Origin of the sequence: Pseudomonas sp. GM84, from assembly GCF_000282535.1 — a bacterium.
GTDB lineage: Bacteria > Pseudomonadota > Gammaproteobacteria > Pseudomonadales > Pseudomonadaceae > Aquipseudomonas.
Genome location: NZ_AKJC01000246.1, coordinates 1 through 19,330, shown reverse-complemented (window position 1 = coordinate 19,330; position 19,330 = coordinate 1). Strand labels below are relative to the sequence as shown.

General features: G+C 61.7%; 21 protein-coding genes and 1 other RNA gene. 6 read left to right on the top strand and 16 right to left on the bottom strand.

Going from position 1 to position 19,330, the window contains the following annotated elements:
• Positions 1 to 6 precede the first annotated feature (6 nt).
• The 9 genes from mraY to rsmI form a co-directional block, all read right to left on the bottom strand.
• Positions 7 to 1,089 (bottom strand): phospho-N-acetylmuramoyl-pentapeptide-transferase, encoded by a 1,083-nt coding sequence (mraY, locus tag PMI38_RS19595; RefSeq protein ID WP_008097581.1) that lies wholly within the window; start codon positions 1,087 to 1,089, stop codon positions 7 to 9.
• Positions 1,089 to 2,456: a UDP-N-acetylmuramoyl-tripeptide--D-alanyl-D-alanine ligase gene (locus PMI38_RS19590; RefSeq protein ID WP_008097579.1), complete on the bottom strand. Its 1,368-nt coding sequence runs from the start codon at positions 2,454 to 2,456 to the stop codon at positions 1,089 to 1,091. The genes mraY and PMI38_RS19590 overlap by 1 nt, the downstream gene beginning before the upstream one ends.
• Complete coding sequence (locus tag PMI38_RS19585) at positions 2,449 to 3,936, bottom strand: UDP-N-acetylmuramoyl-L-alanyl-D-glutamate--2,6-diaminopimelate ligase (RefSeq protein WP_043273980.1); 1,488 nt, start codon at positions 3,934 to 3,936, stop codon at positions 2,449 to 2,451. Before PMI38_RS19585 ends, PMI38_RS19590 begins: the two co-directional genes overlap by 8 nt.
• Positions 3,936 to 5,669, bottom strand: coding sequence for a peptidoglycan D,D-transpeptidase FtsI family protein (locus PMI38_RS19580; protein ID WP_162130467.1), 1,734 nt, complete (start codon positions 5,667 to 5,669; stop codon positions 3,936 to 3,938). Before PMI38_RS19580 ends, PMI38_RS19585 begins: the two co-directional genes overlap by 1 nt.
• Complete coding sequence (ftsL, locus tag PMI38_RS19575) at positions 5,669 to 5,962, bottom strand: cell division protein FtsL (RefSeq protein WP_016395509.1); 294 nt, start codon at positions 5,960 to 5,962, stop codon at positions 5,669 to 5,671. The genes PMI38_RS19580 and ftsL overlap by 1 nt, the downstream gene beginning before the upstream one ends.
• Entirely contained in the window at positions 5,959 to 6,906 is a 948-nt protein-coding gene (rsmH, locus tag PMI38_RS19570) for a 16S rRNA (cytosine(1402)-N(4))-methyltransferase RsmH (protein ID WP_008097570.1), read from the bottom strand. The genes ftsL and rsmH overlap by 4 nt, the downstream gene beginning before the upstream one ends.
• Positions 6,903 to 7,358: a division/cell wall cluster transcriptional repressor MraZ gene (gene mraZ, locus PMI38_RS19565; protein WP_008097568.1), complete on the bottom strand. Its 456-nt coding sequence runs from the start codon at positions 7,356 to 7,358 to the stop codon at positions 6,903 to 6,905. Before mraZ ends, rsmH begins: the two co-directional genes overlap by 4 nt.
• Before the next feature lie 306 nt (positions 7,359 to 7,664).
• An RNA gene (gene rnpB, locus PMI38_RS26195) (RNase P RNA component class A) lies at positions 7,665 to 8,024 on the bottom strand.
• Positions 8,025 to 8,091: 67 nt separating this feature from the next.
• Complete coding sequence (gene rsmI, locus PMI38_RS19560) at positions 8,092 to 8,967, bottom strand: 16S rRNA (cytidine(1402)-2'-O)-methyltransferase (protein WP_008097565.1); 876 nt, start codon at positions 8,965 to 8,967, stop codon at positions 8,092 to 8,094.
• Between the two features lie 188 nt (positions 8,968 to 9,155).
• Here rsmI and PMI38_RS19555 point away from each other — a divergent pair, with 188 nt between their 5' ends.
• From PMI38_RS19555 to PMI38_RS19535, 5 genes are all read left to right on the top strand, one after another.
• The gene (locus PMI38_RS19555) at positions 9,156 to 10,973 is read left to right on the top strand and encodes a penicillin-binding protein activator (protein ID WP_008097563.1); all 1,818 of its coding nucleotides are present in this window, start codon (positions 9,156 to 9,158) and stop codon (positions 10,971 to 10,973) included.
• The gene (locus tag PMI38_RS26730; protein ID WP_081502559.1) at positions 10,973 to 11,344 is read left to right on the top strand and encodes a YraN family protein; all 372 of its coding nucleotides are present in this window, start codon (positions 10,973 to 10,975) and stop codon (positions 11,342 to 11,344) included. Before PMI38_RS19555 ends, PMI38_RS26730 begins: the two co-directional genes overlap by 1 nt.
• Positions 11,345 to 11,430: 86 nt before the next feature.
• Positions 11,431 to 12,024 (top strand): phosphoheptose isomerase, encoded by a 594-nt coding sequence (locus PMI38_RS19545; RefSeq protein ID WP_008097558.1) that lies wholly within the window; start codon positions 11,431 to 11,433, stop codon positions 12,022 to 12,024.
• Positions 12,021 to 12,599 (top strand): BON domain-containing protein, encoded by a 579-nt coding sequence (locus tag PMI38_RS19540; protein WP_008097555.1) that lies wholly within the window; start codon positions 12,021 to 12,023, stop codon positions 12,597 to 12,599. The genes PMI38_RS19545 and PMI38_RS19540 overlap by 4 nt, the downstream gene beginning before the upstream one ends.
• A 159-nt stretch (positions 12,600 to 12,758) precedes the next feature.
• Positions 12,759 to 12,977 carry a YgdI/YgdR family lipoprotein gene (locus PMI38_RS19535; RefSeq protein ID WP_008097552.1) on the top strand — a complete coding sequence of 73 codons (219 nt, stop codon included), beginning with the start codon at positions 12,759 to 12,761 and terminating at the stop codon, positions 12,975 to 12,977.
• Between the two features lie 47 nt (positions 12,978 to 13,024).
• Here PMI38_RS19535 and PMI38_RS19530 read toward each other — a convergent pair whose 3' ends face one another.
• The 7 genes from PMI38_RS19530 to rplM all read right to left on the bottom strand — a co-directional run bounded on the left by PMI38_RS19530 (position 13,025) and on the right by rplM (position 17,892).
• Positions 13,025 to 13,456, bottom strand: a complete 432-nt coding sequence (locus tag PMI38_RS19530; RefSeq protein WP_008097550.1) for a ClpXP protease specificity-enhancing factor — start codon at positions 13,454 to 13,456, stop codon at positions 13,025 to 13,027.
• Between the two features lie 10 nt (positions 13,457 to 13,466).
• The gene (locus PMI38_RS19525; protein WP_008097548.1) at positions 13,467 to 14,090 is read right to left on the bottom strand and encodes a glutathione S-transferase N-terminal domain-containing protein; all 624 of its coding nucleotides are present in this window, start codon (positions 14,088 to 14,090) and stop codon (positions 13,467 to 13,469) included.
• A 118-nt stretch (positions 14,091 to 14,208) separates the two neighbouring features.
• Positions 14,209 to 14,988 carry a cytochrome c1 gene (locus PMI38_RS19520; protein ID WP_008097547.1) on the bottom strand — a complete coding sequence of 260 codons (780 nt, stop codon included), beginning with the start codon at positions 14,986 to 14,988 and terminating at the stop codon, positions 14,209 to 14,211.
• A complete protein-coding gene (locus PMI38_RS19515) occupies positions 14,988 to 16,199 on the bottom strand; it encodes a cytochrome b (RefSeq protein WP_043273975.1) in 1,212 nt (403 codons plus the stop codon). Before PMI38_RS19515 ends, PMI38_RS19520 begins: the two co-directional genes overlap by 1 nt.
• Positions 16,199 to 16,792, bottom strand: coding sequence for a ubiquinol-cytochrome c reductase iron-sulfur subunit (gene petA, locus PMI38_RS19510; protein ID WP_008097542.1), 594 nt, complete (start codon positions 16,790 to 16,792; stop codon positions 16,199 to 16,201). Before petA ends, PMI38_RS19515 begins: the two co-directional genes overlap by 1 nt.
• 264 nt (positions 16,793 to 17,056) lie before the next feature.
• Entirely contained in the window at positions 17,057 to 17,449 is a 393-nt protein-coding gene (gene rpsI / locus PMI38_RS19505; protein WP_003260797.1) for a 30S ribosomal protein S9, read from the bottom strand.
• Positions 17,450 to 17,463: 14 nt separating this feature from the next.
• Complete coding sequence (gene rplM, locus PMI38_RS19500) at positions 17,464 to 17,892, bottom strand: 50S ribosomal protein L13 (protein WP_008097538.1); 429 nt, start codon at positions 17,890 to 17,892, stop codon at positions 17,464 to 17,466.
• Between the two features lie 258 nt (positions 17,893 to 18,150).
• On the opposite strand from rplM, the gene PMI38_RS19495 reads away from it, so the two are divergent.
• A complete protein-coding gene (locus tag PMI38_RS19495; RefSeq protein ID WP_008097536.1) occupies positions 18,151 to 19,191 on the top strand; it encodes an NADP(H)-dependent aldo-keto reductase in 1,041 nt (346 codons plus the stop codon).
• The last annotated feature ends 139 nt before the right edge of the window (positions 19,192 to 19,330 follow it).

Sequence of the window (19,330 nt, the reverse complement as noted above, 5' to 3'; positions counted from 1 at the left end):
GCTCGTCTACCTCAGTTTCAGGGTTGCAAGGCCGATCAGCACCAGGATCACGGTGATGATCCAGAAACGGACGATCACGCGTGGCTCGGGCCAACCCTTGAGTTCAAAGTGGTGATGGATCGGCGCCATGCGGAACACGCGCTTGCCGGTCAACTTGAAGGAGGCGACCTGAATCACCACCGACAGGGTTTCCACAACGAAGATGCCGCCCATGATGAACAGGACGATTTCCTGACGCACGATCACCGCGATGGTGCCCAGCGCGGCGCCCAGCGCCAGCGCACCGACGTCACCCATGAACACCTGGGCCGGGTAAGTGTTGAACCACAGGAAGCCCAGGCCCGCGCCGATCAGCGCGCCGCAGAACACGATCAGCTCGCCCGAACCCGGCACGTAGGGAATCAGCAGGTATTCGGCAAACTTCACGTTGCCCGACAGGTAGCAGAAGATGCCCAGGGCACCGCCCACCATCACCGTCGGCATGATCGCCAGGCCATCGAGGCCATCGGTCAGGTTGACCGCGTTGCTCGAGCCGACGATCACGAAATAGGTGAGAACGACGAAGCCGACGCCCAGCGGGATGGTGACGTCCTTGAGAAACGGCACGATCAGGGTGGTCTCGACGCTGGTCGGCGCGGTCATGTAGAGGAACACGGCAGCGCCCAGGCCGAAGACCGACTGCCAGAAATACTTCCAGCGGCTGGGCAGGCCACGCGAGTTCTTTTCGATCACCTTGCGGTAGTCATCGACCCAGCCAATGGCGCCGAACAACAAGGTGACGATCAGCACGACCCAGACGTAGCGGTTGGTCAGGTCGGCCCACAGCAGGGTACTGACACCGATGGCGGACAGGATCAAGGCACCGCCCATGGTGGGGGTGCCGGATTTGGACAGGTGCGATTGCGGGCCGTCATTACGGACGGCCTGACCGATCTGGCGGATCTGCAGGGTACGGATCATCCACGGGCCCAGCCACAGCGCCAGTGACAACGCGGTCAGTACACCGAGAATCCCGCGCAGGGACAGGTACTGGAAGACCGCGAAGCCTTTATGGAACTGTTGCAGATACTCAGCCAACAGCAGCAGCATTAATGTTTCTCCCCGCTGGCACCGCACAATGCCGCCACGACGTTTTCCATCGCAGCGCTGCGCGAGCCCTTGATCAAGATAGTGGTGTTGCTGGCAGTCTCGGCCTGAACGGCTTCGATCAACTCAGCTTGTGTCGCGAAATGGCGGCCATTGGTACCGAACGCTTTGACCGCGTGTGTCATGTTGCTGCCCACTGCGTACAGGGCGTCGACCTTGCCGCGTGCGTAATCACCCACCTGACGGTGGCCTTCTTCCGCCCACTGGCCCAGCTCGCCGATATCACCCAGCACCAGAACGGTGCGCCCGGAAAAGCCGGCGAGTATATCAATGGCCGCGCACATCGAGGTGGGATTTGCGTTGTAGCTGTCGTCGATTACCCGCACGCCATTGGCCGCAATTTGCGCCACGGTGCGGCCCTTGACCGGTTGCACGGCGTTCAGGCCGGCGGCGATGCCGCTCAGGCTCAGACCAACGGCATGGGCAGCGGCAGCGGCGGCCAATGCGTTGCTGACGTTGTGCTCACCCAGTACGTTGAGTTGGACATCCACCGACTCTCCGGCGCCATGCAGCGTGAACGACGGGCAACCCCGCGCATCGCGACCAATATGGGTGGCGTAGAAATCGGCGCGCACGTCATTGCGGGCGAAACTGATGACCTTGTGCGTACCGGCACGGGCCTTCCAGATTGCAAAGGCCTTGTCGTCCAGATTGAGGATGGCCATGCCGCCTTCACCCAACCCTTCGAGGATTTCGCCCTTGGCCTCGACGATCTTCTCCGGCCCCCCGAACTCGCCAACATGGGCGGTACCGGCGTTATTGATGATGACCACCTGCGGCTGGGTCAGGCCGACGGTGTAGCGAATCTCGCCGATGCGCGAAGCGCCCAGCTCGATCACTGCGGCGCTGTGCTCCGGGGCAATTTCCAGCAGGGTCAGTGGCGCACCAAGGTCGTTATTCAGGTTGCCACGGGTGGCATGCACCAGACCGCGGGTACGCAGGATGCTGGCGAGCATTTCCTTGACCGTGGTCTTGCCGCTGGAACCGGTGATGGCGACGACGGGCTTGTCGAAGGCGGCGCGGTTCAAGGCACCGAGCTGGCCGAGGGCCAGGCGGCAGTCGGCAACCACCAGTTGCGGCAGATCGACGCCGGCAACTTCGCGCTCGACCAGCGCGGCTACGGCGCCTTTGTCTTTTACATCGGCCAGGTAATCGTGGCCATCGAACCGTGGGCCAGCCAGGGCAACGAACAGCTGCCCGGCGGCAACACTGCGACTGTCGATACTGACGCCGGTGAAGCTGACGTCGGCGCCGACCTGACGAGCACTCAGTGCCGTTGTCAGCTGGCTGAGTGTCATGGATTCAAGCATGTGGAGCCTCCCAGGCTGCAAGTGCCTTCTCGGCTTCGACCAGATCGGAGAAATCATGGCGTTCGCCATTGATCTCCTGGTAATCCTCGTGCCCCTTGCCGGCCAGGACGATCACATCGTCGGCTGCGGCAGAAGCGATAAGCTGTGCAATGGCCTGGCCGCGGCCGGCGACGAAATCGACGTCGGCAGGCTTGGCGAAACCAGGGCGGATATCAGCGAAGATGCCTTGGGGGTCTTCGGTACGCGGGTTGTCGTCGGTGACCAGCACGCGATCGGCCAGACGCTCGGCCACCTGGGCCATCAGCGGACGCTTGCCGCGATCACGATCGCCGCCGCAACCGAACAGGCACAGCAACTGGCCATGAGCGTGCGGGCGCAGGGCTTCGAGAACCTTTTCCAGTGCGTCTGGGGTGTGGGCGTAATCGACCACCACGAGCGGTTTTTTACCGCCGCCCAGGCGCTGCATGCGGCCTACCGGCCCCTGAAGCTGCGGCGTGACCCTGAGGATTTCATCCAGCGAATAATCCAGGGCCAGCAGCGTTGCCACGGCTGCGAGCATGTTGCTCAGGTTGAAGCGGCCGAGCAGCTGGCTGCGCAAGGTGCGCTCACCCTGGGCGGTAACGAGGACGGCGCGCACGCCATCGTCATCGAACCTGGCTTCACGGCAATACAAGGAAGCGTCCGGGTTTTCCAGGCTGTAGCTGAGCAGCCGGGTCTCGACATGATCGGCACTTGGACGACGGGCAAAGTCTTCGGCCAGGCGGCGACCGAATTCGTCATCAAGATTGACCACCTGGCAGCGCAGGCTCGGCCAGGCAAACAGCTTCGCCTTGGCGGCCGCATAGGCCTCCATGCTGCCGTGGTAGTCGAGGTGGTCGCGGGACAGGTTGGTCATCACCGCGATATCGAATTCCAGCGCGGCGACGCGCCCTTGCTCCAGGGCATGGGACGAAACCTCCATGGCCACGGCCTTGGCGCCACCCTTTTTCAGGTCGTACAGGGTCGACTGCACCGCAATGGGGTCAGGCGTGGTCAAACGGCCGCTCTGCAGTTCGCCATAGAAGCCCGTTCCCAAGGTGCCGATCAGGCCGCAACGCTGGCCAAGCGCGTCGAGCGCCTGAGCCACCAGCTGGGTGACGCTGGTCTTGCCGTTGGTGCCAGTCACGCCGACCAGGTTCAGCTGGCGGCTCGGCTCGCCATAAAAACTGCCAGCGATCCTGGAAAGTTGCGAGATCAGCCCCTTGACCGGAATCAGCGGCGCATCAGTGATGGGCAGCACGCTGGCGCCCTGCTCTTCGTAGGCAACGGCTGCCGCACCACGGGCCAGGGCGTCAGCGATATGGTCACGGCCATCGACCTTGGCGCCTGGTACGGCCAGGAACAGGTCACCCGGCCGCACGGCGCGGCTATCCAGAGTCAGTTCGCGGATCAAGGGATCACGGCTGGCGTGGGCGAAAAGCTTGCTCAATGGCATTGTCATCATCCACGCCCTCCCTTGGCGGGTACTGCATTCACTTGTTGCTGCTCTGTTGGCGGCGGCAGGTTGTCTGGCGGCACGTTCATCAGGCGCAGGGTGCCCGACATGACCTTGCTGAACACCGGCGCCGAGACCAGGCCACCGAAGTAACCGCCCTTGCTCGGCTCGTCGATGACTACGACGATGGCGTAGCGCGGGTCGCTCATCGGGCCGAAGCCGGCGAACAGCGAGCGGTAGGCGTTTTCGGTGTAGCCCTTGGAACCGACGGTGGCTTTACGCGCGGTACCGGACTTGCCAGCCACGTGATAGAACGGCACCTGGGCGCGGAACACACCGCGCGGCGCTTCGATCACCTGCTGCAGCATGCTCTGCACGGTTTCGGCGGTTTCCTTCGGGATCGCCTGCACAGCCTCTGGCGTTTTGTCGACCTTGAGGATCGACAGCGGCACCATCTTGCCGTCGTTGGCCAACGCCGCGTAGGCGTGCACCAGCTGCAGGGCGGTAACCGATACACCGTAGCCGTAGGACAGGGTCGCGGTTTCAGCCTTGCGCCATTCCCGGTGGTTGGGCAGGTTGCCGACGCGCTCGCCCGGGAAGCCCAGGCCTGTGTATTGACCGAGGCCGACCTGGGACATGACCCGGTAGATGGCCTCGCCACCGATATCGAAGGCGATCTTGCTCATGCCTACGTTACTGGAGTTGATCAGAATGCCGGTCAGATCGAGGATCGGGCCTTCGCTCCTGGACACGTCCCTGATGGTGTAGCGGCCGATCTGCAGGGTGCCGGGGTACACCTCGACCTTGTCGGTGGGTTTCCAGCGCCCGCTCTGCAGGGCGGCACTCATGGTGATCGGCTTGACCGTGGAGCCCGGCTCGAACACGTCGATGATCGCCCGGTTGCGCATGGCCGCCGGGAACATGCTGCGACGGTTGTTCGGGTTGTAGGTCGGCTGGTTGACCATGGCCAGCACTTCACCGGTCTTGACGTCCATGATCACCAGGCTGCCGGCCTTGGCATCCTGTTCGGCGATGGCGTTGCGCAGCTCGCGGGTGGCCAGGTATTGCAGGCGCAGGTCGATGGACAACGCCAAGGTCTTACCGGCCTTGGCGTTCTTGGTAACCTGGATGTCCTTGATCAGCCGACCACGTCGGTCCTTGATCACTTGGCGCTTGCCGGGCACCCCGGCCAGCCATTCGTCGTAGGCGAGCTCCACCCCTTCACGACCGTGGTCGTCGAGGTCGGTGAACCCGACCATGTGCGCGGTGACATCACCGGCCGGGTAGAAGCGGCGGAATTCTTCAAGGCCGTATACACCTGGCACTTTCAGGTCGAGCACATGCTGGCCCTGCTCCGGGGTCAGGCCGCGGACCAGGTAGATGAACTCCTTGCTGGCCTGCTGCGTCAGGCGCTCGGTCAGTTGCTGGGCGTTCTGCCCGAGGGCGGCGGCCAGCTGCGGCCAGCGCTCCTTGGACGCCTGCATTTCCTTGGGGTTGGCCCACAGGGTAGTGACCGGGGTACTGACGGCCAGGGGCTCACCGTTGCGATCGGTGACCAGGCCACGGTGCGCCGGAATCGGAATGTGGCGCAGGCTGCGAGCATCACCCTGCCCCTTGAGGAAGTCGCGGTCGACCACCTGCAAGTCGATGATGCGCCAGGCGATGGCACCGACCATCAGGGCCAGCAAGCCGATCACGACGCGGAAGCGCCACGGGTAGAGTGCGCCTTCGAGTTTCATCATGGCGCCACCATCCGCACTTCGTCCGCTGCCGGCACGCGCATCTGCAGCTGCTCGGAGGCCAGGCTCTCGATTCGGCTGGCGGCGGTCCAGGTGCTTTGTTCGAGAATCAGGCGACCCCACTCGGCCTGGGCCTTGTCACGCTCGCTCAACTCACCGTAAAGGGTATTGAGCAGCTGGCGATTCCAATGCGCGCTGTAGGACACAGCGATGGCCGAAACGAGCACAGCGACAAACAGCAGAAGCATCAGGAAGCTTCCGCCTGGTAAAGGTTTGGCAAATAGCCGGCTCACCGAAGCTTCTCCGCCACCCGCATGACGGCGCTGCGCGACCGCGGGTTGGCTTTGAGCTCTGCCTCGGAGGCGAACTGCGCCTTGCCGATCAGACGGATCTTCGGCTCGAAGACCTTGTGCTGCACGGGCAGGTTGCGCGGCAGGTTATCGGCCTCGCCCTTGACCAGCTTGCGCATGAACAGCTTGACGATGCGGTCTTCGAGCGAGTGGAAGCTGATGACCGCGAGGCGGCCGCCGACTTCCAGGGCATCGAGCGCCGCCTCAAGGCCGGTTTCGAGGTCACCCAGCTCGTTGTTGACGTGGATGCGCAGCCCCTGGAAGGCGCGGGTAGCGGGGTTCTTGCCCTTTTCCCAGGCTGGGTTGGCAACCTTGAGCACTTCGGCCAGGTCGGCGGTACGGGTGAACGGCTGCTTTTCGCGACGCTCGACCACGGCACGCGCCATGCGCCCGGCAAAACGCTCCTCACCGTATTCCTTGAATACGCGGGCGATTTCTTCCACAGGCGCGGTGGCAATGAATTCGGCGGCGCTGATGCCCTGATCAGGGTTCATGCGCATGTCCAGCGGACCGTCATTGAGGAAGCTGAAACCGCGCTCGGGGTCGTCCAGCTGTGGCGAGGAAACCCCCAGGTCGAGCAGGATACCGCTGACCTTGCCATCCAGGCCGCGCTCGGCCACTTCGGCGCCCAGCTCGGCAAAGCTGCGCTGCACAATGACAAAGCGGCCGTCTTCGGCCGCCAGCGCTTGCCCGGTGGCAATCGCTTGAGGATCTTTGTCGAAGCCCAGCAGCCGGCCTTGCGGCCCGAGCTTGCTGAGGATCAGGCGGCTATGTCCGCCACGCCCGAAGGTGCCGTCCAGATAGCAACCGTCGGCGCGCAGGGCCAATGCCTCGACAGCTTCGTCGAGCAGGACGGTAATGTGGTTGAAGCCGCTATCTATAGTCACAGGATCAGGTCACGCAAATCGTCGGGCACGGCGCCCGGTTGTTGGATAGCTGCAAGGTCGGCTGCCGAAACCAGGTTCCAGGCATCCTCATCCCACAGCTGGAATTTGTTCAGCTGCCCCACCAGCATCGCCTTCTTGTCCAGCTTGGCGTGCTCACGCAGGCGGGGCGGCACCAGGAAACGACCACTGCCATCGAGCTCCAGGTCAACCGCATTGCCGATCAGCAAACGCTGCAGGCGGCGGTTTTCCTCACGCAACGACGGCAAGGCACGCAACTTGGCTTCAATCTGTTCCCACTCATCGAGGGGATAGACACACAAGCAGGGATCAACGGCGTCAATGGTCACGATCAGCTGACCATTGCAACGCGAATCGAGCTCGTCGCGGTACCGACTCGGCATTGCGAGACGGCCCTTTGCATCGAGGCTGACGGCGTTGGCTCCGCGGAACACGGCTGCGATTCCCCACAATGTTAGCTTTTTTGTGCCAGAAAACCCACTTCATCCCACTTTCTGCCACTTGCGCACACTATAGGAATCCGCCCGCAGCACCGTCAAGGCACGTTCATAAGGAAAACCCTTACAGGACCGAGATTTAGCGCGATTGAGGAAGAGGGAAGGAGTATCAGGGGAAGAAAAAAACGTGAAAAATCAAACCCACTCAAACGAATGCCGTTCGAAGTTAAAGTGATTTATCAAGAGTAAGATTTTTTTGGTCTTACCAAGAGAGATCTGCTACCGATTGAGCAGGAGGGAAAGGTGGAGAGTCGATCTGTAAGCCGGGTTTTGTCGAGGACAGTCATTCCTCTACGACGGCCATCACTGGACGCCTCTAGCAACCTACCCGGTTCCGACGCGGGCCACGCCTAATGGAACCCTATTTGGTCTTGCTCCGAGTGGGGTTTACCTAGCCACGAACTGTTGCCAGTCGCGCGGTGCGCTCTTACCGCACCTTTTCACCCTTACCGGCACCGAAGTGCTTAGGCGGTTATTTTCTGTGGCACTTTCCGTAGGCTCGCGCCTCCCAGGCGTTACCTGGCACTCTGCCCTATGGAGCCCGGACTTTCCTCCCCCTTCCTTTGCGGAACAAAAGAAGGCAGCGACTGTCCGATCGACTCTCCGCCGCCAAGATTAACGGCAGGCGCGCACAAGAACAAGCTATAGCGTAAATTATATCAAATGGCCACTACTGAGCTTTCTGCTTTTCCAAGGCCAATTGATACAACAGGTTCTTGCGCACCCCGGTAATTTCAGCTGCCAGCGCAGCCGCGCGCTTGAGCGGCAACTCCGCCAGCAGCAAGTCCAGCACACGTTGCGCTTCGGTGCTGATCCCCTCTTCGCCCTCCGGCGCACTCCAGCCACCGACCAGTACCACGCACTCACCACGCTGCTGGTTGCTGTCGCCTGCGACGAATGCACGCAGCTCACCCAGCGGCAGCCCCTTGAGGGTCTCGAAGGTCTTGGTCAGTTCACGGGCAAGCAGTGCCGGACGCTCAGCACCGAACACCAGCTCCATGTCTTCGAGGCACTCGAGGATACGGTGAGGCGCCTCGTAGAAGATCAACGTGCGCGGCTCCTCCTTTACCTGCTCCAGGCGCGCACGACGGCCGGCGGCCTTGGCCGGCAGGAAGCCCTCGAAGATGAAGCGGTCCGAAGGCATGCCCGCAGCGGACAGCGCGGCGATCAGCGCGCAGGCACCTGGCACCGGCACCACCCTGACGCCGGCTGCACGGGCCTGGCGCACCAGGTGATAGCCCGGGTCGGAGATCAGCGGCGTGCCGGCGTCGGAGACCAGCGCCACATCTTCACCCGCAAGCAACTTGCCGATGAAGCGCCCGCCCTCGTCGCGCTCGTTGTGCTCGTGACAGGCCGCCAAGGGTGTCTCGATACCGAAATGCTGCAGCAGGCGGATCGAATGCCGGGTGTCCTCGGCGGCGATCAAGGCGACATCGGCCAGCACTTTCAATGCCCTGGCGCTCATGTCGTCAAGGTTGCCGATGGGGGTAGCGACCACATACAGCGTCCCCACGGTGGATTTCGAAGCCCCTGCCACATCAGTCACTGCGCACACCTGCCTTTCGGATCAAAGGCGCCATTGTAGCCCGAGCGCCGGCAACAGGGCGCAAAGAACTTCGCCGACGACCTGCGCCGAGGCACCTATAGTGAAGGTTCGGCATACAGCAACATCGCGCCCGAGCCAGCGCTTGGGTACAATTGCCGGCCAACTTGATCGAGTAACAGGACCTTTACATGATCGCTTGCCTGCGGCTGTTCACAGCCCTCTGCCTCGCCGCCCTGCTGGCAGCCTGCGCCAGCTCGCCCTCATCCAGCCTGGGCGAACTGCCACGCACGCCGGATGCCAGCATCGAGCAACTGCTCGAAAAAGCGGCCACCAGCAAGTCTGCGGAAGACGCCGCCCTGCTGCGCCTGAGCGCTGCCGACCTGGCCTACAAGCAGAAGGACTACCCGCGCGCCGCACGCATTCTCGAGCAAGTGCCGATGGACACGCTCAAGCCCGCCCAGCAAATCTTCGCCGCCACCCTCGGCGCCGAGCTGGCGATGAGCCGCAACCAGCCCAAGGCGGCCCTGACTGCACTGTCGCACCCTAGCCTGCAACACATCGCCGAACTGCCGGAAGCACAGCAAGTGCGCACCTACAGCGTACAAGCCGCTGCACTGGAAGCCGATGGCCAGACTTTGGCCGCCGCCCAGCAGCGCGTGCTGCTGACCCCGCTGCTCAGCGGCCAGGCCGCCAGCGCCAACAATGATGCAATCTGGGCGCTGGTCGCCTCGCTGCCTGCGGAACAACTGCAGCAGCCTACCGACAACGAAACCCTGGCAGGCTGGACCAGCCTGGCCCTGGCCGTGAAAAGCGCGGGCACCCTGGAGCAGCAACAGGCCGCCATCGACACCTGGCGCAAGCAGCACCCGGAGCACCCGGCCGCCATGCAGCTGCCATTGGCCCTGACCAAACTCAAGGAGCTGGCAAGCCAGCCACTGACCAAAATCGGCCTGCTGCTGCCCCAGGAAGGCCCGCTGGCCGGGGTTGCCCGTGCCCTGCGTGACGGCTTCATGGCCGCGCACTTCCAGGCCCAGCAGGCTGGCCAACAGGCACCGGCCGTACAGGTCTACGACAGTTCGCGCATCGGCTCGATCGACGACTTCTACCGCCAGGCCCAGGCCGACGGCGTGCAACTGGTGGTCGGGCCGCTGGAAAAGCCGCTGGTGAAAAAACTCGCGGCCAATGCGCAACTGCCTATCACCACCCTCGCCCTGAACTATGCCGACGCCGGTCAGAAGGCCCCGCCTCAACTGTTCCAGTTCGGCCTCGCCGCCGAGGACGAAGCCCGCGAAGTGTCCCGTCGCGCCCGCGCCGATGGCATGGTTCGCGCAGTGGCACTGGTACCCAGCGGCGAATGGGGTGACCGTGTACTGGCCGCCTTCCGCCAGGACTGGGAAGGCCACGGCGGCACCATCATTGCCGCCGAGCGTATTGCACAGCCGGTAGCCCTGGCCCAGCAGATCGCCAACCTGTTCCAGCTGCGCCAGAGCGAAAGCCGCGCGCAGAGCCTGCAGAGCACCGTTGGCGGCAGCATCGCCGCACAGCCGTCGCGTCGCCAGGATATCGACTTCATCTTCCTGGCCTCGACCCCGCAACAGGCACAGCAGATCAAGCCAACCCTGAATTTCCAGTACGCCGGCGATGTACCGGTCTACGCCACCTCGAACCTGTACAGCGCCAGTGGTGACGTGAACCAGTACAACGACATGAACGGCATCCGCTTCTGCGAAACCCCGTGGCTGCTCGACACCAGCAACAGCCTGCGCCAGCAAGTGGTTCAGCAATGGCCGCAAGCCGCCGGCAGCCTGGGGCGCCTGTACGCCATGGGTGTCGATGCCTACAGCCTGGCACCACGCCTGGGCCAACTGAAGGCATTGCCGGACAACCGCGTACAAGGCCTCTCCGGCAACCTGAGCATGAATGCCAACCAGCGCATCGAACGCCAGCTGCCATGGGCCGAGTTCTCGGGTGGCCAGGTCAAGCGCCTGCCGGATACCGCCCGCTGATGCCAGACGCTTCATCGACCAGCGCCGGCCAGGCCGCCGAACAGCAAGCCCTTGAGCACCTTCAAGGGCAAGGCCTGCAACTGCTGACGCGCAATTGGCGATGCAAAGGTGGCGAGCTTGATCTGGTCATGCTCGACGCCGATACAGTAGTATTCGTCGAAGTCCGCTACCGGTTGCATGCGGGCTTTGGCGGCGCCCTCGGCAGTATCGACGGGCGCAAGCAGAAACGACTGGTGCTTGCCGCCAGTGCGTTCCTGCAGAAGGAGTCCCGCTGGGCCAATCACCCTTGCCGTTTTGACGTTGTCGCCCTGCAGGGAAGCCATCATGCAGGCCTACCGTTTCAATGGCTGAAAAACGCCTTCGAATGCTGAACCCACTCCAATTTTCTTGCTCTATGTTTCGCGGGCTGGTCCCTGTTGCGCGTAGCAAAGGCCACCGCCCCACTTAAGGTCACCAGATGGACATGCAATCCCGAATTCGCCGGCTGTTCCAGGCCAGCATCGACACCAAGCAACAGGCAATGGACATCCTGGCACCGCACATCGAGCAGGCCAGCCTGGTCATGGTCAATGCGCTGCTCAACGAGGGCAAGATGCTCGCCTGTGGCAACGGCGGCTCGGCTGGCGATGCCCAACACTTCTCTTCGGAGTTGCTCAACCGCTTCGAGCGCGAGCGCCCGAGCCTGCCGGCCATTGCTTTGACCACCGACAGCTCGACGCTCACCTCCATCGCCAACGACTACAGCTACAACGAAATCTTTTCCAAGCAGATCCGCGCCCTGGGCCAGCCCGGCGACGTACTGCTGGCCATTTCGACCAGCGGCAACTCCGCCAACGTGATTCAAGCAATCCAGGCGGCACATGATCGAGAAATGATTGTCGTAGCATTGACTGGGCGAGACGGTGGCGGCATGGCCTCGCTGCTACTGCCCGAGGACGTGGAGATCCGCGTACCTTCGACAGTCACTGCGCGTATTCAAGAAGTCCACCTGCTGGCGATCCATTGCCTGTGCGATCTGATCGACAGCCAACTGTTCGGGAGTGAAGAATGATCCCCAAGCGCCTCGGCCTGATGGCCCTGACCCTGTGCCTGAGCGTTACCGGCTGCAGCTCGGTACTGACCTCGGCCCGCAATTCGCCGATCGAGGACGATCGCGGCACACGCACCATCGGTAGCAAGATCGACGATTCGATGATCGAAACCAAGGCGGAGGTCAACATTGCCAAAGCCAGCCCTGACCTGGACAGGGGTTCGCACATCGTCGTCAGCAGCTACAACGGTATCGTGCTGCTCGCCGGGCAAACCCCGCGCGCTGACCTCAAGAGCCTGGCCGAGCAGACTGCCAGCCAGGTACAACGGGTCAAGAAAGTACACAACGAACTGCAGGTGATGCCCCCCTCCTCCATCCTGGCACGCAACAACGACGCCTGGCTGACCACCAAGATCAAGACGCAGATGCTGGGCGACAATAGCGTGCCCAGCTCGCGCATCAAGGTCATTACCGAGAACGGTATCGTCTACCTGCTCGGCCTGGTGACCCAGCAGGAGGCCAACTCGGCGACTGCCGTGGTTCAGGGCGTGTCCGGGGTGCAGAAGATCGTCAAGCTGTTCGAGTACATCGACTGATTCATTGGGCTGCTCCAGCCCTATCGCCGGCAAGCCGGCTCCCACAGGAGCCCCACAATTTCAACGACTGTGGACAACCTGTGGGAGCCGGCCTGCCGGCGATAGGGCCAGCATGAACAAGCACAAAGCCTCACCTTTCAGAAATCCAGGAAACACCGCATGAAAAAGCTTCTGCTGCCTACCCTGCTGATTGGCGCCTTCGCCACGCTGACTGGCTGCTCCACCCCTAGCCTGATCACCCTCAACGACGGGCGTGAGTTCCAGTCCACCGACGCGCCGAAATATCAGAAGTCCACAGGCTTCTACGAGTTCCAACAGCTCGACGGCAAACGCACCCGCATCAACAAAGACCAGGTGCGCACCATCAGCGACCTGTAATTCCAGGCGCGCATGAAAAAGGCGATCCACTTGGATCGCCTTTTTTGTTACTTGACCACCTTCAGGCTTGGCCGACCAGTCGGTCGTGGGGGCTGCCCACCCCCTTCTGGCGGACCATCGTCATCAGGCTCGACACCTTCATCTTCCAGTTCGTCGCCATCCATCAGCGGCGGCTCCAACTCGAAGACCATGCCTTGGCCATTTTCACGGGCGTAAATCCCGAGAATGGCCTCGACCGGCACGAACAACGAATGGGCCACGCCACTGAAGCGCCCCTCGAAGCTCACGGCTTCATTGTCCATGTGCAGGTTGCGCACGGCACTGGGGGAGATGTTCAGGACGATCTGGCCGTCACTGGCGAAGCCTTGCGGCACCTGGACAGCCGGGTATTCGGCATTGACCAGCATATGGGGGGTGCAATCGTTGTCGACGATCCACTCGTACAGCGCTCGAACCAGGTAGGGGCGACTGGAGTTCATCAACGGCTCCTTAAAGCTTGCGCATTTCACGTTCTACGGAGGACAAGCTCGCCTGGAATGGCTCGCGGGCGAACTGTCGCTCCATGTATTCCAGCAGCGGCTTGGCTTGCCGCGGCAATTCGATACCCATTACCGGCAAACGCCAGAGTATGGGCAGTAGACAACAATCGACCAGGCTTTGCTCATCGCTCATGAAGCAGGCGAATTCGCCGAACAAGGGTGAAACCCCGGTCAGGCTTTCGCGCAGCGCCTTGCGCGCTTCGACACGGGCAGCATCGCTGCTGCGGGCGTCGAGTATGGTATCAGCCAAAGCACACCAGTCGCGCTGGATGCGATGCATCAGCAAGCGACTGTTGCCCCGTGCAACGGGGTACACCGGCAACAGAGGCGGATGCGGATAACGCTCCTCGAGGTATTCCATCACCACGGTCGATTCATACAACGCCAGGTCACGATCGACCAGCGTCGGCACACTGCCGTAAGGGTTGACCTCCACCAGCTTCGGCGGAAGACGGGCGAGATCGACGTCGATGACCTGCACGCTGACGCCCTTCTCGGCGAGCACCAGGCGGACTCGATGAGAATAATGATCGGCAGGGCCGGAGTAGCAGGCTAACCGGTTGGTTGCGCCCATGTAGCGCCTCCTCGCAAGGGATACTCGTGAAACTGTAAATGAAAACGCGCCCGGGGCGGCCTGGCAAAAATTGCCAGGCCGCCCCGGGCGCGTTCAACAACCAGAAATTACTGCGTGATCAATGCACGTCCTTCCAGTATTCGCGCTTGAGCAAGTAGGCGAACACGAAGAAGAAAGCCAGGTACAGCAACACATAAGTACCAATGCGCTGACTTTCCAGTTTGACCGGGTTGGCCGAATAGGCCAGGAAGGTCACCAGGTTCTTGACCTTCTCGTCGAACTGCTCGGTGGTCAGGGTACCGGATTTCGGCGTGATGGTCAGCTGGTCACAGGCTTCGTGGGTAAGCGGACTGCCCGTCAATGGGTCGAATTGTTTCTTGCCATCGACCTCCGTCTGCACCTGCTTGCAACCAATCACCTGGTTGCCTTGCAGGCCGACCAGCACGTTGGGCATGCCGACGTTCGGGAACACCTTGTTGTTCACCCCGTACGGCCGCGACTTGTCCTCGTAGAAGCTGCGCAGGTAGGTGTACAGCCAGTCGGTACCCCGCACGCGAGCCACCAGGGTCAGGTCGGGCGGCGCGGCACCGAACCAGGTCTTGGCATCGTTCGGCTTCATGCCGATGTTCATGTGGTCACCGATCTTGGCACCGGTGAACACCAGCTTTTCCAACATCAGCTCATGAGGGATACCCAGGTCGTCGGCCACACGCTCGTAACGCTGGAACTTGGCGCTGTGGCAGCCCATGCAGTAGTTGGCGAAGGTCCGCGCACCATCCTGCATGGCGGCCTTGTCGGTCAGGTCGATATCGACCTTGTCCAGTTCCAGGCCATGTTCGGCAGCGAAGGAAAAGGCAGGCATCACTGCCAGCAAAAATACTGCAATCAACTTTTTCATCAGCCAGTCACCCTTTCCGGAACCGGTTTGGTCTTCTCGAGCCTTGTGTAGAACGGCATCAGCAGGAAGTAGGCGAAGTACAGCACCGTGCACACCTGCGACAGCAAGGTACGCCCTGGTGTCGGTGCCAGCACGCCGAGCACGCCCAGGATCACGAAGGCCACACAGAACACCAGCAGGAAGACCTTGCTGATCCAGCCCTTGTAGCGCATCGAGCGCACGGGACTGCGGTCGAGCCAGGGCAGGACGAACAACACGGCGATTGCAGCACCCATTGCGATGACACCGAACAACTTGTCGGGTACCGCACGCAAGATCGCGTAGAACGGGGTGAAGTACCAGACCGGCGCAATATGCTCAGGCGTCTTGAACGCGTTGGCCTGCTCGAAGTTGGGTTTTTCCAGGAAGTAACCGCCCATTTCCGGGAAGAAGAACACCACGGCGCAGAACACGAAGAGGAACACCACCACGCCGACGATGTCTTTCACGGTGTAGTACGGGTGGAACGGGATGCCGTCCAGCGGGATGCCGTTCTCGTCCTTTTTCTTCTTGATGTCGACGCCATCGGGGTTGTTCGAACCCACTTCGTGCAGCGCCAGGATGTGCAGGACAACCAGGCCGAGAATCACGATCGGCAGGGCCACCACATGCAGGGCGAAGAAGCGGTTCAGGGTAATGCCCGAAATCAGGTAGTCACCGCGGATCCACTGGGTCAGGTCCCCGCCGATCACCGGGATGGCACCGAACAGCGAGATGATCACCTGGGCACCCCAGTACGACATCTGGCCCCAAGGCAGCAGATAGCCCATGAACGCTTCGGCCATCAACGCCAGGTAGATCAGCATGCCGAACAGCCAGACCAGTTCGCGTGGCTTCTGGTAGGAGCCGTAGAGCAGCCCGCGGAACATGTGCAGGTAGACCACGATGAAGAACGCCGAGGCCCCCGTGGAGTGCAGGTAACGCAGGATCCAGCCGTACTCCACGTCACGCATGATGTACTCGACCGAGGCGAAAGCCTCTTCCGCCGAGGGCGTGAAGCTCATGGTCAGCCACACGCCGGTGACGATCTGGTTGACCAGCACCAGCAAGGCCAGGGAGCCGAAGAAATACAGGAAGTTGAAGTTCTTGGGCGCGTAATACTTGCTCAGGTGGTCTTCCCACATCTTGGTGGCGGGGAAGCGAGCGTCAATCCAGTCCATGAACTTGCTCATCATGCTTTCTCCTGGTCGACGCCGATGACGACGAGGTCATCCGACTCGTAAGAGTGCGGCGGCACTGGCAGGTTGAGAGGTGCTGGCTGCGACTTGTAGACCCGGCCAGCCAAGTCGTAATGGGAGCCATGGCACGGGCAGAAATAGCCACCCACCCATTTGGGACCAAGGTCTGCAGGCGCGACTTCCGGACGGAAGGTCGGCGAGCAACCGAGGTGGGTACACAGGCCAACGAGAATCAGGATTTCCGGCTTGATCGATCGCACCTGGGGGTCGACATACGCCGGCTGCACCGAGGCCTTCGACTCCGGGTCGGACAATTCCCCGGTGATTTTCTTGAGGTTTCCGAGGATCTCTTCCGTTCGCCGTACGATGAACACCGGCTGACCGCGCCACTCGGCGACCATCTGCTGTCCAGGTTCGACCTTGGCAATATTGACCTTCACCGGTGCGCCGGCCGCTTTCGCCTTGGCACTGGGAAACCATGACCCCACGAACGGTACCGCAGCCCCCACTGCCCCCGCTGCCCCGACCACGGATGTCGCGGCTACGAGGAAGCGGCGCCGGCCTGCGTTGACGCCGTCATTGCTCATTCAGTCCTCTCCCATCAGCTTGCTTTGGCCTGTTGGATCAGGCCTGTACTTAGGTAATGTCTGTGGCACTAAAAATTGGTCGCCATGGTAAGAAACAAAACCACACACTGACAAGGTGATTACCCCCGCTACAGGCTGTAACCCTCGCTTTGCTTGATCTGCGTCTATGCGCCAAGTCGCCACGGACATGCTGACAGGTTAGTTCAAGACATAAAAAAAGCCCGGTTCCAAAGAACCGGGCTTTTTTCGACTGCCGAAGCGGTATTAACGCTTGGAGTACTGAGGACGCTTACGCGCTTTACGCAGACCCACTTTCTTACGCTCAACTTCACGAGCGTCGCGGGTGACGTAGCCAGCACGACGCAGAGCGCCACGCAGGGTTTCGTCGTATTCCATCAGAGCGCGGGTGATACCGTGACGGATCGCACCGGCTTGACCGCTGACACCACCACCGGAAACGGTGACGTAGATGTCGAACTTCTCAACGGTCTCGGTCAGCTCCAGCGGCTGGCGAACAACCATGCGAGCGGTTTCGCGACCGAAGAACACGTCCAGAGAACGGTTGTTGATGGAGATGTTACCAGTACCCGGACGCAGGAAAACGCGAGCGGTTGCGGTCTTGCGACGGCCAGTGCCGTAATTTTGAGTCGCCGACATAATGAACTATCCCGTTAGATCTTCAGTTCTTGAGGCTGCTGAGCAGTGTGTGGGTGAGCAGCACCCGCGTACACTTTCAGCTTACGGTACATGTCGCGACCCAGCGGGTTCTTAGGCAGCATGCCTTTGACCGCGGTTTCGATAACACGCTCAGGGGCTTTGGCGATCAACTTCTCGAAGTTGATTTCCTTGATGCCACCTGGGAAGCCGGAGTGGGAGTAGTACATCTTGTCGGAAGACTTGGCGCCAGTCACACGGATCTGCTCGGCGTTGATGACGACGATGTAGTCGCCGGTGTCAACGTGAGGGGTGTATTCTGGTTTGTGTTTGCCACGCAGACGGCTAGCGATTTCGGTAGCCAGACGACCCAGGGTCTGACCAGCGGCGTCGACTACGAACCACTCGCGCTTTACTGTTTCCGGTTTAGCAGTAAAAGTTTTCATTCTCTAAAGCCTCAGAGGCCGCCCAGCGAAAAATAGACGGCGAATCTTACTGGATAGTGCACACCTTGCCAAGGGCAAGCGCGCAGCCGAACACAGACGCTATTGGGGGCTCGGGTCGGGCACGCCAATGTTCGACGGGGTTCTTCCTGCGTGGTGGTGCATCACTTCCTCCACACGGAGAGGGGCCGAATTATCCAGATTGCACGAAAAATTTCAACCTGCTTTTATGGGCTTCTTTGCCCAAGGAGTGCCTTCCCGATGGAATACCGCAAGCTCGGCCGTACCGACCTGGATGTCAGCGCCCTGTGCCTGGGCACCATGACCTGGGGCGAGCAGAACGACCAGGCCGAAGCCTTTGCCCAGATCGCAATGGCCAAGGCCAGCGGCATCAACTTCATCGACACCGCCGAAATGTACCCGGTACCGCCCCGCCCGGAGACCTATGCCGCCACCGAGCGCATCATTGGCAACTGGTTCCGCCAGCAGGGCGACCGCGACGCCTGGATCCTCGCCAGCAAGGTTGCAGGCCCCGGCAACGGCATCAGCCATATCCGCGACGGCCAGCTCAAGCACAACCGCGCGCACATCGTCGCCGCGCTGGACGAAAGCCTCAAGCGCCTGCACACCGACCGCATCGACCTGTACCAGTTGCACTGGCCGGAGCGCAGCACCAACTTCTTCGGCAAGCTGGGCTACCAGCACCTGGCCAACGACCTGTTCACGCCCCTGGAAGAAACCCTCGAAGTGCTCGATGAGCAGGTGCGCGCGGGCAAGATCCGCCACATCGGCCTGTCCAACGAAACGCCCTGGGGCACCATGAAGTTCCTGCAGTTGGCAGAAAGCCGCGGCTGGCCACGGGCGGTATCGATCCAGAACCCGTACAACCTGCTCAACCGCAGCTTCGAGGTGGGTCTGGCGGAAGTGGCGATTCGCGAGCAGTGCGGCCTGCTGGCCTATTCGCCACTGGCGTTCGGCATGCTGTCGGGCAAGTACGAAAACGGCGCCCGCCCGGCAAACGCACGCCTGACCCTGTTCACCCGCTTTGCCCGCTATTCCAACCCGCAGACCGTGGCGGCCTGCAGCCGCTACGTGCAGATCGCTCGCGACCATGGACTGGACCCGGCGCAAATGGCCCTGGCGTTCGTGACGCGGCAGCCGTTCGTGACCAGCAACATCATTGGCGCGACCGACCTGGTGCAACTGGAGAGCAACCTCAAGAGCCTGGAGCTGAACCTGAGCGACGAGCTGCTGGCGGCGATCGAGGCGGCTCATCAGGAACAGCCGAACCCGGCGCCCTGAGCCTAACGCTGTGGTGATTTCTTCGCAGGGCAAGCCCGCTCCCACACGCTAGAAGCTTGCCCCATCCCTGTGGGAGCCGGCTTGCCGGCGATAGGGCCCGAACAGGCTTTCCGGCGCCTGCCTGCCCCGGCCTCATCGC

What these genes read in the sequence shown, in the direction of transcription:
- PMI38_RS19515 (WP_043273975.1), bottom strand. Translation starts at nt 16,199, where the DNA reads ATGAGCAAGTTCATGGACTGGATTGACGCTCGCTTCCCCGCCACCAAG.
- rplM (WP_008097538.1), bottom strand. Translation starts at nt 17,892, where the DNA reads ATGAAAACTTTTACTGCTAAACCGGAAACAGTAAAGCGCGAGTGGTTC.
- PMI38_RS19580 (WP_162130467.1), bottom strand. Translation starts at nt 5,669, where the DNA reads ATGAAACTCGAAGGCGCACTCTACCCGTGGCGCTTCCGCGTCGTGATC.
- PMI38_RS19555 (WP_008097563.1), top strand. Translation starts at nt 9,156, where the DNA reads ATGATCGCTTGCCTGCGGCTGTTCACAGCCCTCTGCCTCGCCGCCCTG.
- PMI38_RS19495 (WP_008097536.1), top strand. Translation starts at nt 18,151, where the DNA reads ATGGAATACCGCAAGCTCGGCCGTACCGACCTGGATGTCAGCGCCCTG.
- PMI38_RS19525 (WP_008097548.1), bottom strand. Translation starts at nt 14,090, where the DNA reads ATGGGCGCAACCAACCGGTTAGCCTGCTACTCCGGCCCTGCCGATCAT.
- rpsI (WP_003260797.1), bottom strand. Translation starts at nt 17,449, where the DNA reads ATGTCGGCGACTCAAAATTACGGCACTGGCCGTCGCAAGACCGCAACC.
- PMI38_RS19545 (WP_008097558.1), top strand. Translation starts at nt 11,431, where the DNA reads ATGGACATGCAATCCCGAATTCGCCGGCTGTTCCAGGCCAGCATCGAC.
- PMI38_RS19540 (WP_008097555.1), top strand. Translation starts at nt 12,021, where the DNA reads ATGATCCCCAAGCGCCTCGGCCTGATGGCCCTGACCCTGTGCCTGAGC.
- petA (WP_008097542.1), bottom strand. Translation starts at nt 16,792, where the DNA reads ATGAGCAATGACGGCGTCAACGCAGGCCGGCGCCGCTTCCTCGTAGCC.
- mraY (WP_008097581.1), bottom strand. Translation starts at nt 1,089, where the DNA reads ATGCTGCTGCTGTTGGCTGAGTATCTGCAACAGTTCCATAAAGGCTTC.
- PMI38_RS26730 (WP_081502559.1), top strand. Translation starts at nt 10,973, where the DNA reads ATGCCAGACGCTTCATCGACCAGCGCCGGCCAGGCCGCCGAACAGCAA.
- PMI38_RS19530 (WP_008097550.1), bottom strand. Translation starts at nt 13,456, where the DNA reads ATGAACTCCAGTCGCCCCTACCTGGTTCGAGCGCTGTACGAGTGGATC.
- PMI38_RS19590 (WP_008097579.1), bottom strand. Translation starts at nt 2,456, where the DNA reads ATGCTTGAATCCATGACACTCAGCCAGCTGACAACGGCACTGAGTGCT.
- PMI38_RS19520 (WP_008097547.1), bottom strand. Translation starts at nt 14,988, where the DNA reads ATGAAAAAGTTGATTGCAGTATTTTTGCTGGCAGTGATGCCTGCCTTT.
- PMI38_RS19535 (WP_008097552.1), top strand. Translation starts at nt 12,759, where the DNA reads ATGAAAAAGCTTCTGCTGCCTACCCTGCTGATTGGCGCCTTCGCCACG.
- PMI38_RS19585 (WP_043273980.1), bottom strand. Translation starts at nt 3,936, where the DNA reads ATGACAATGCCATTGAGCAAGCTTTTCGCCCACGCCAGCCGTGATCCC.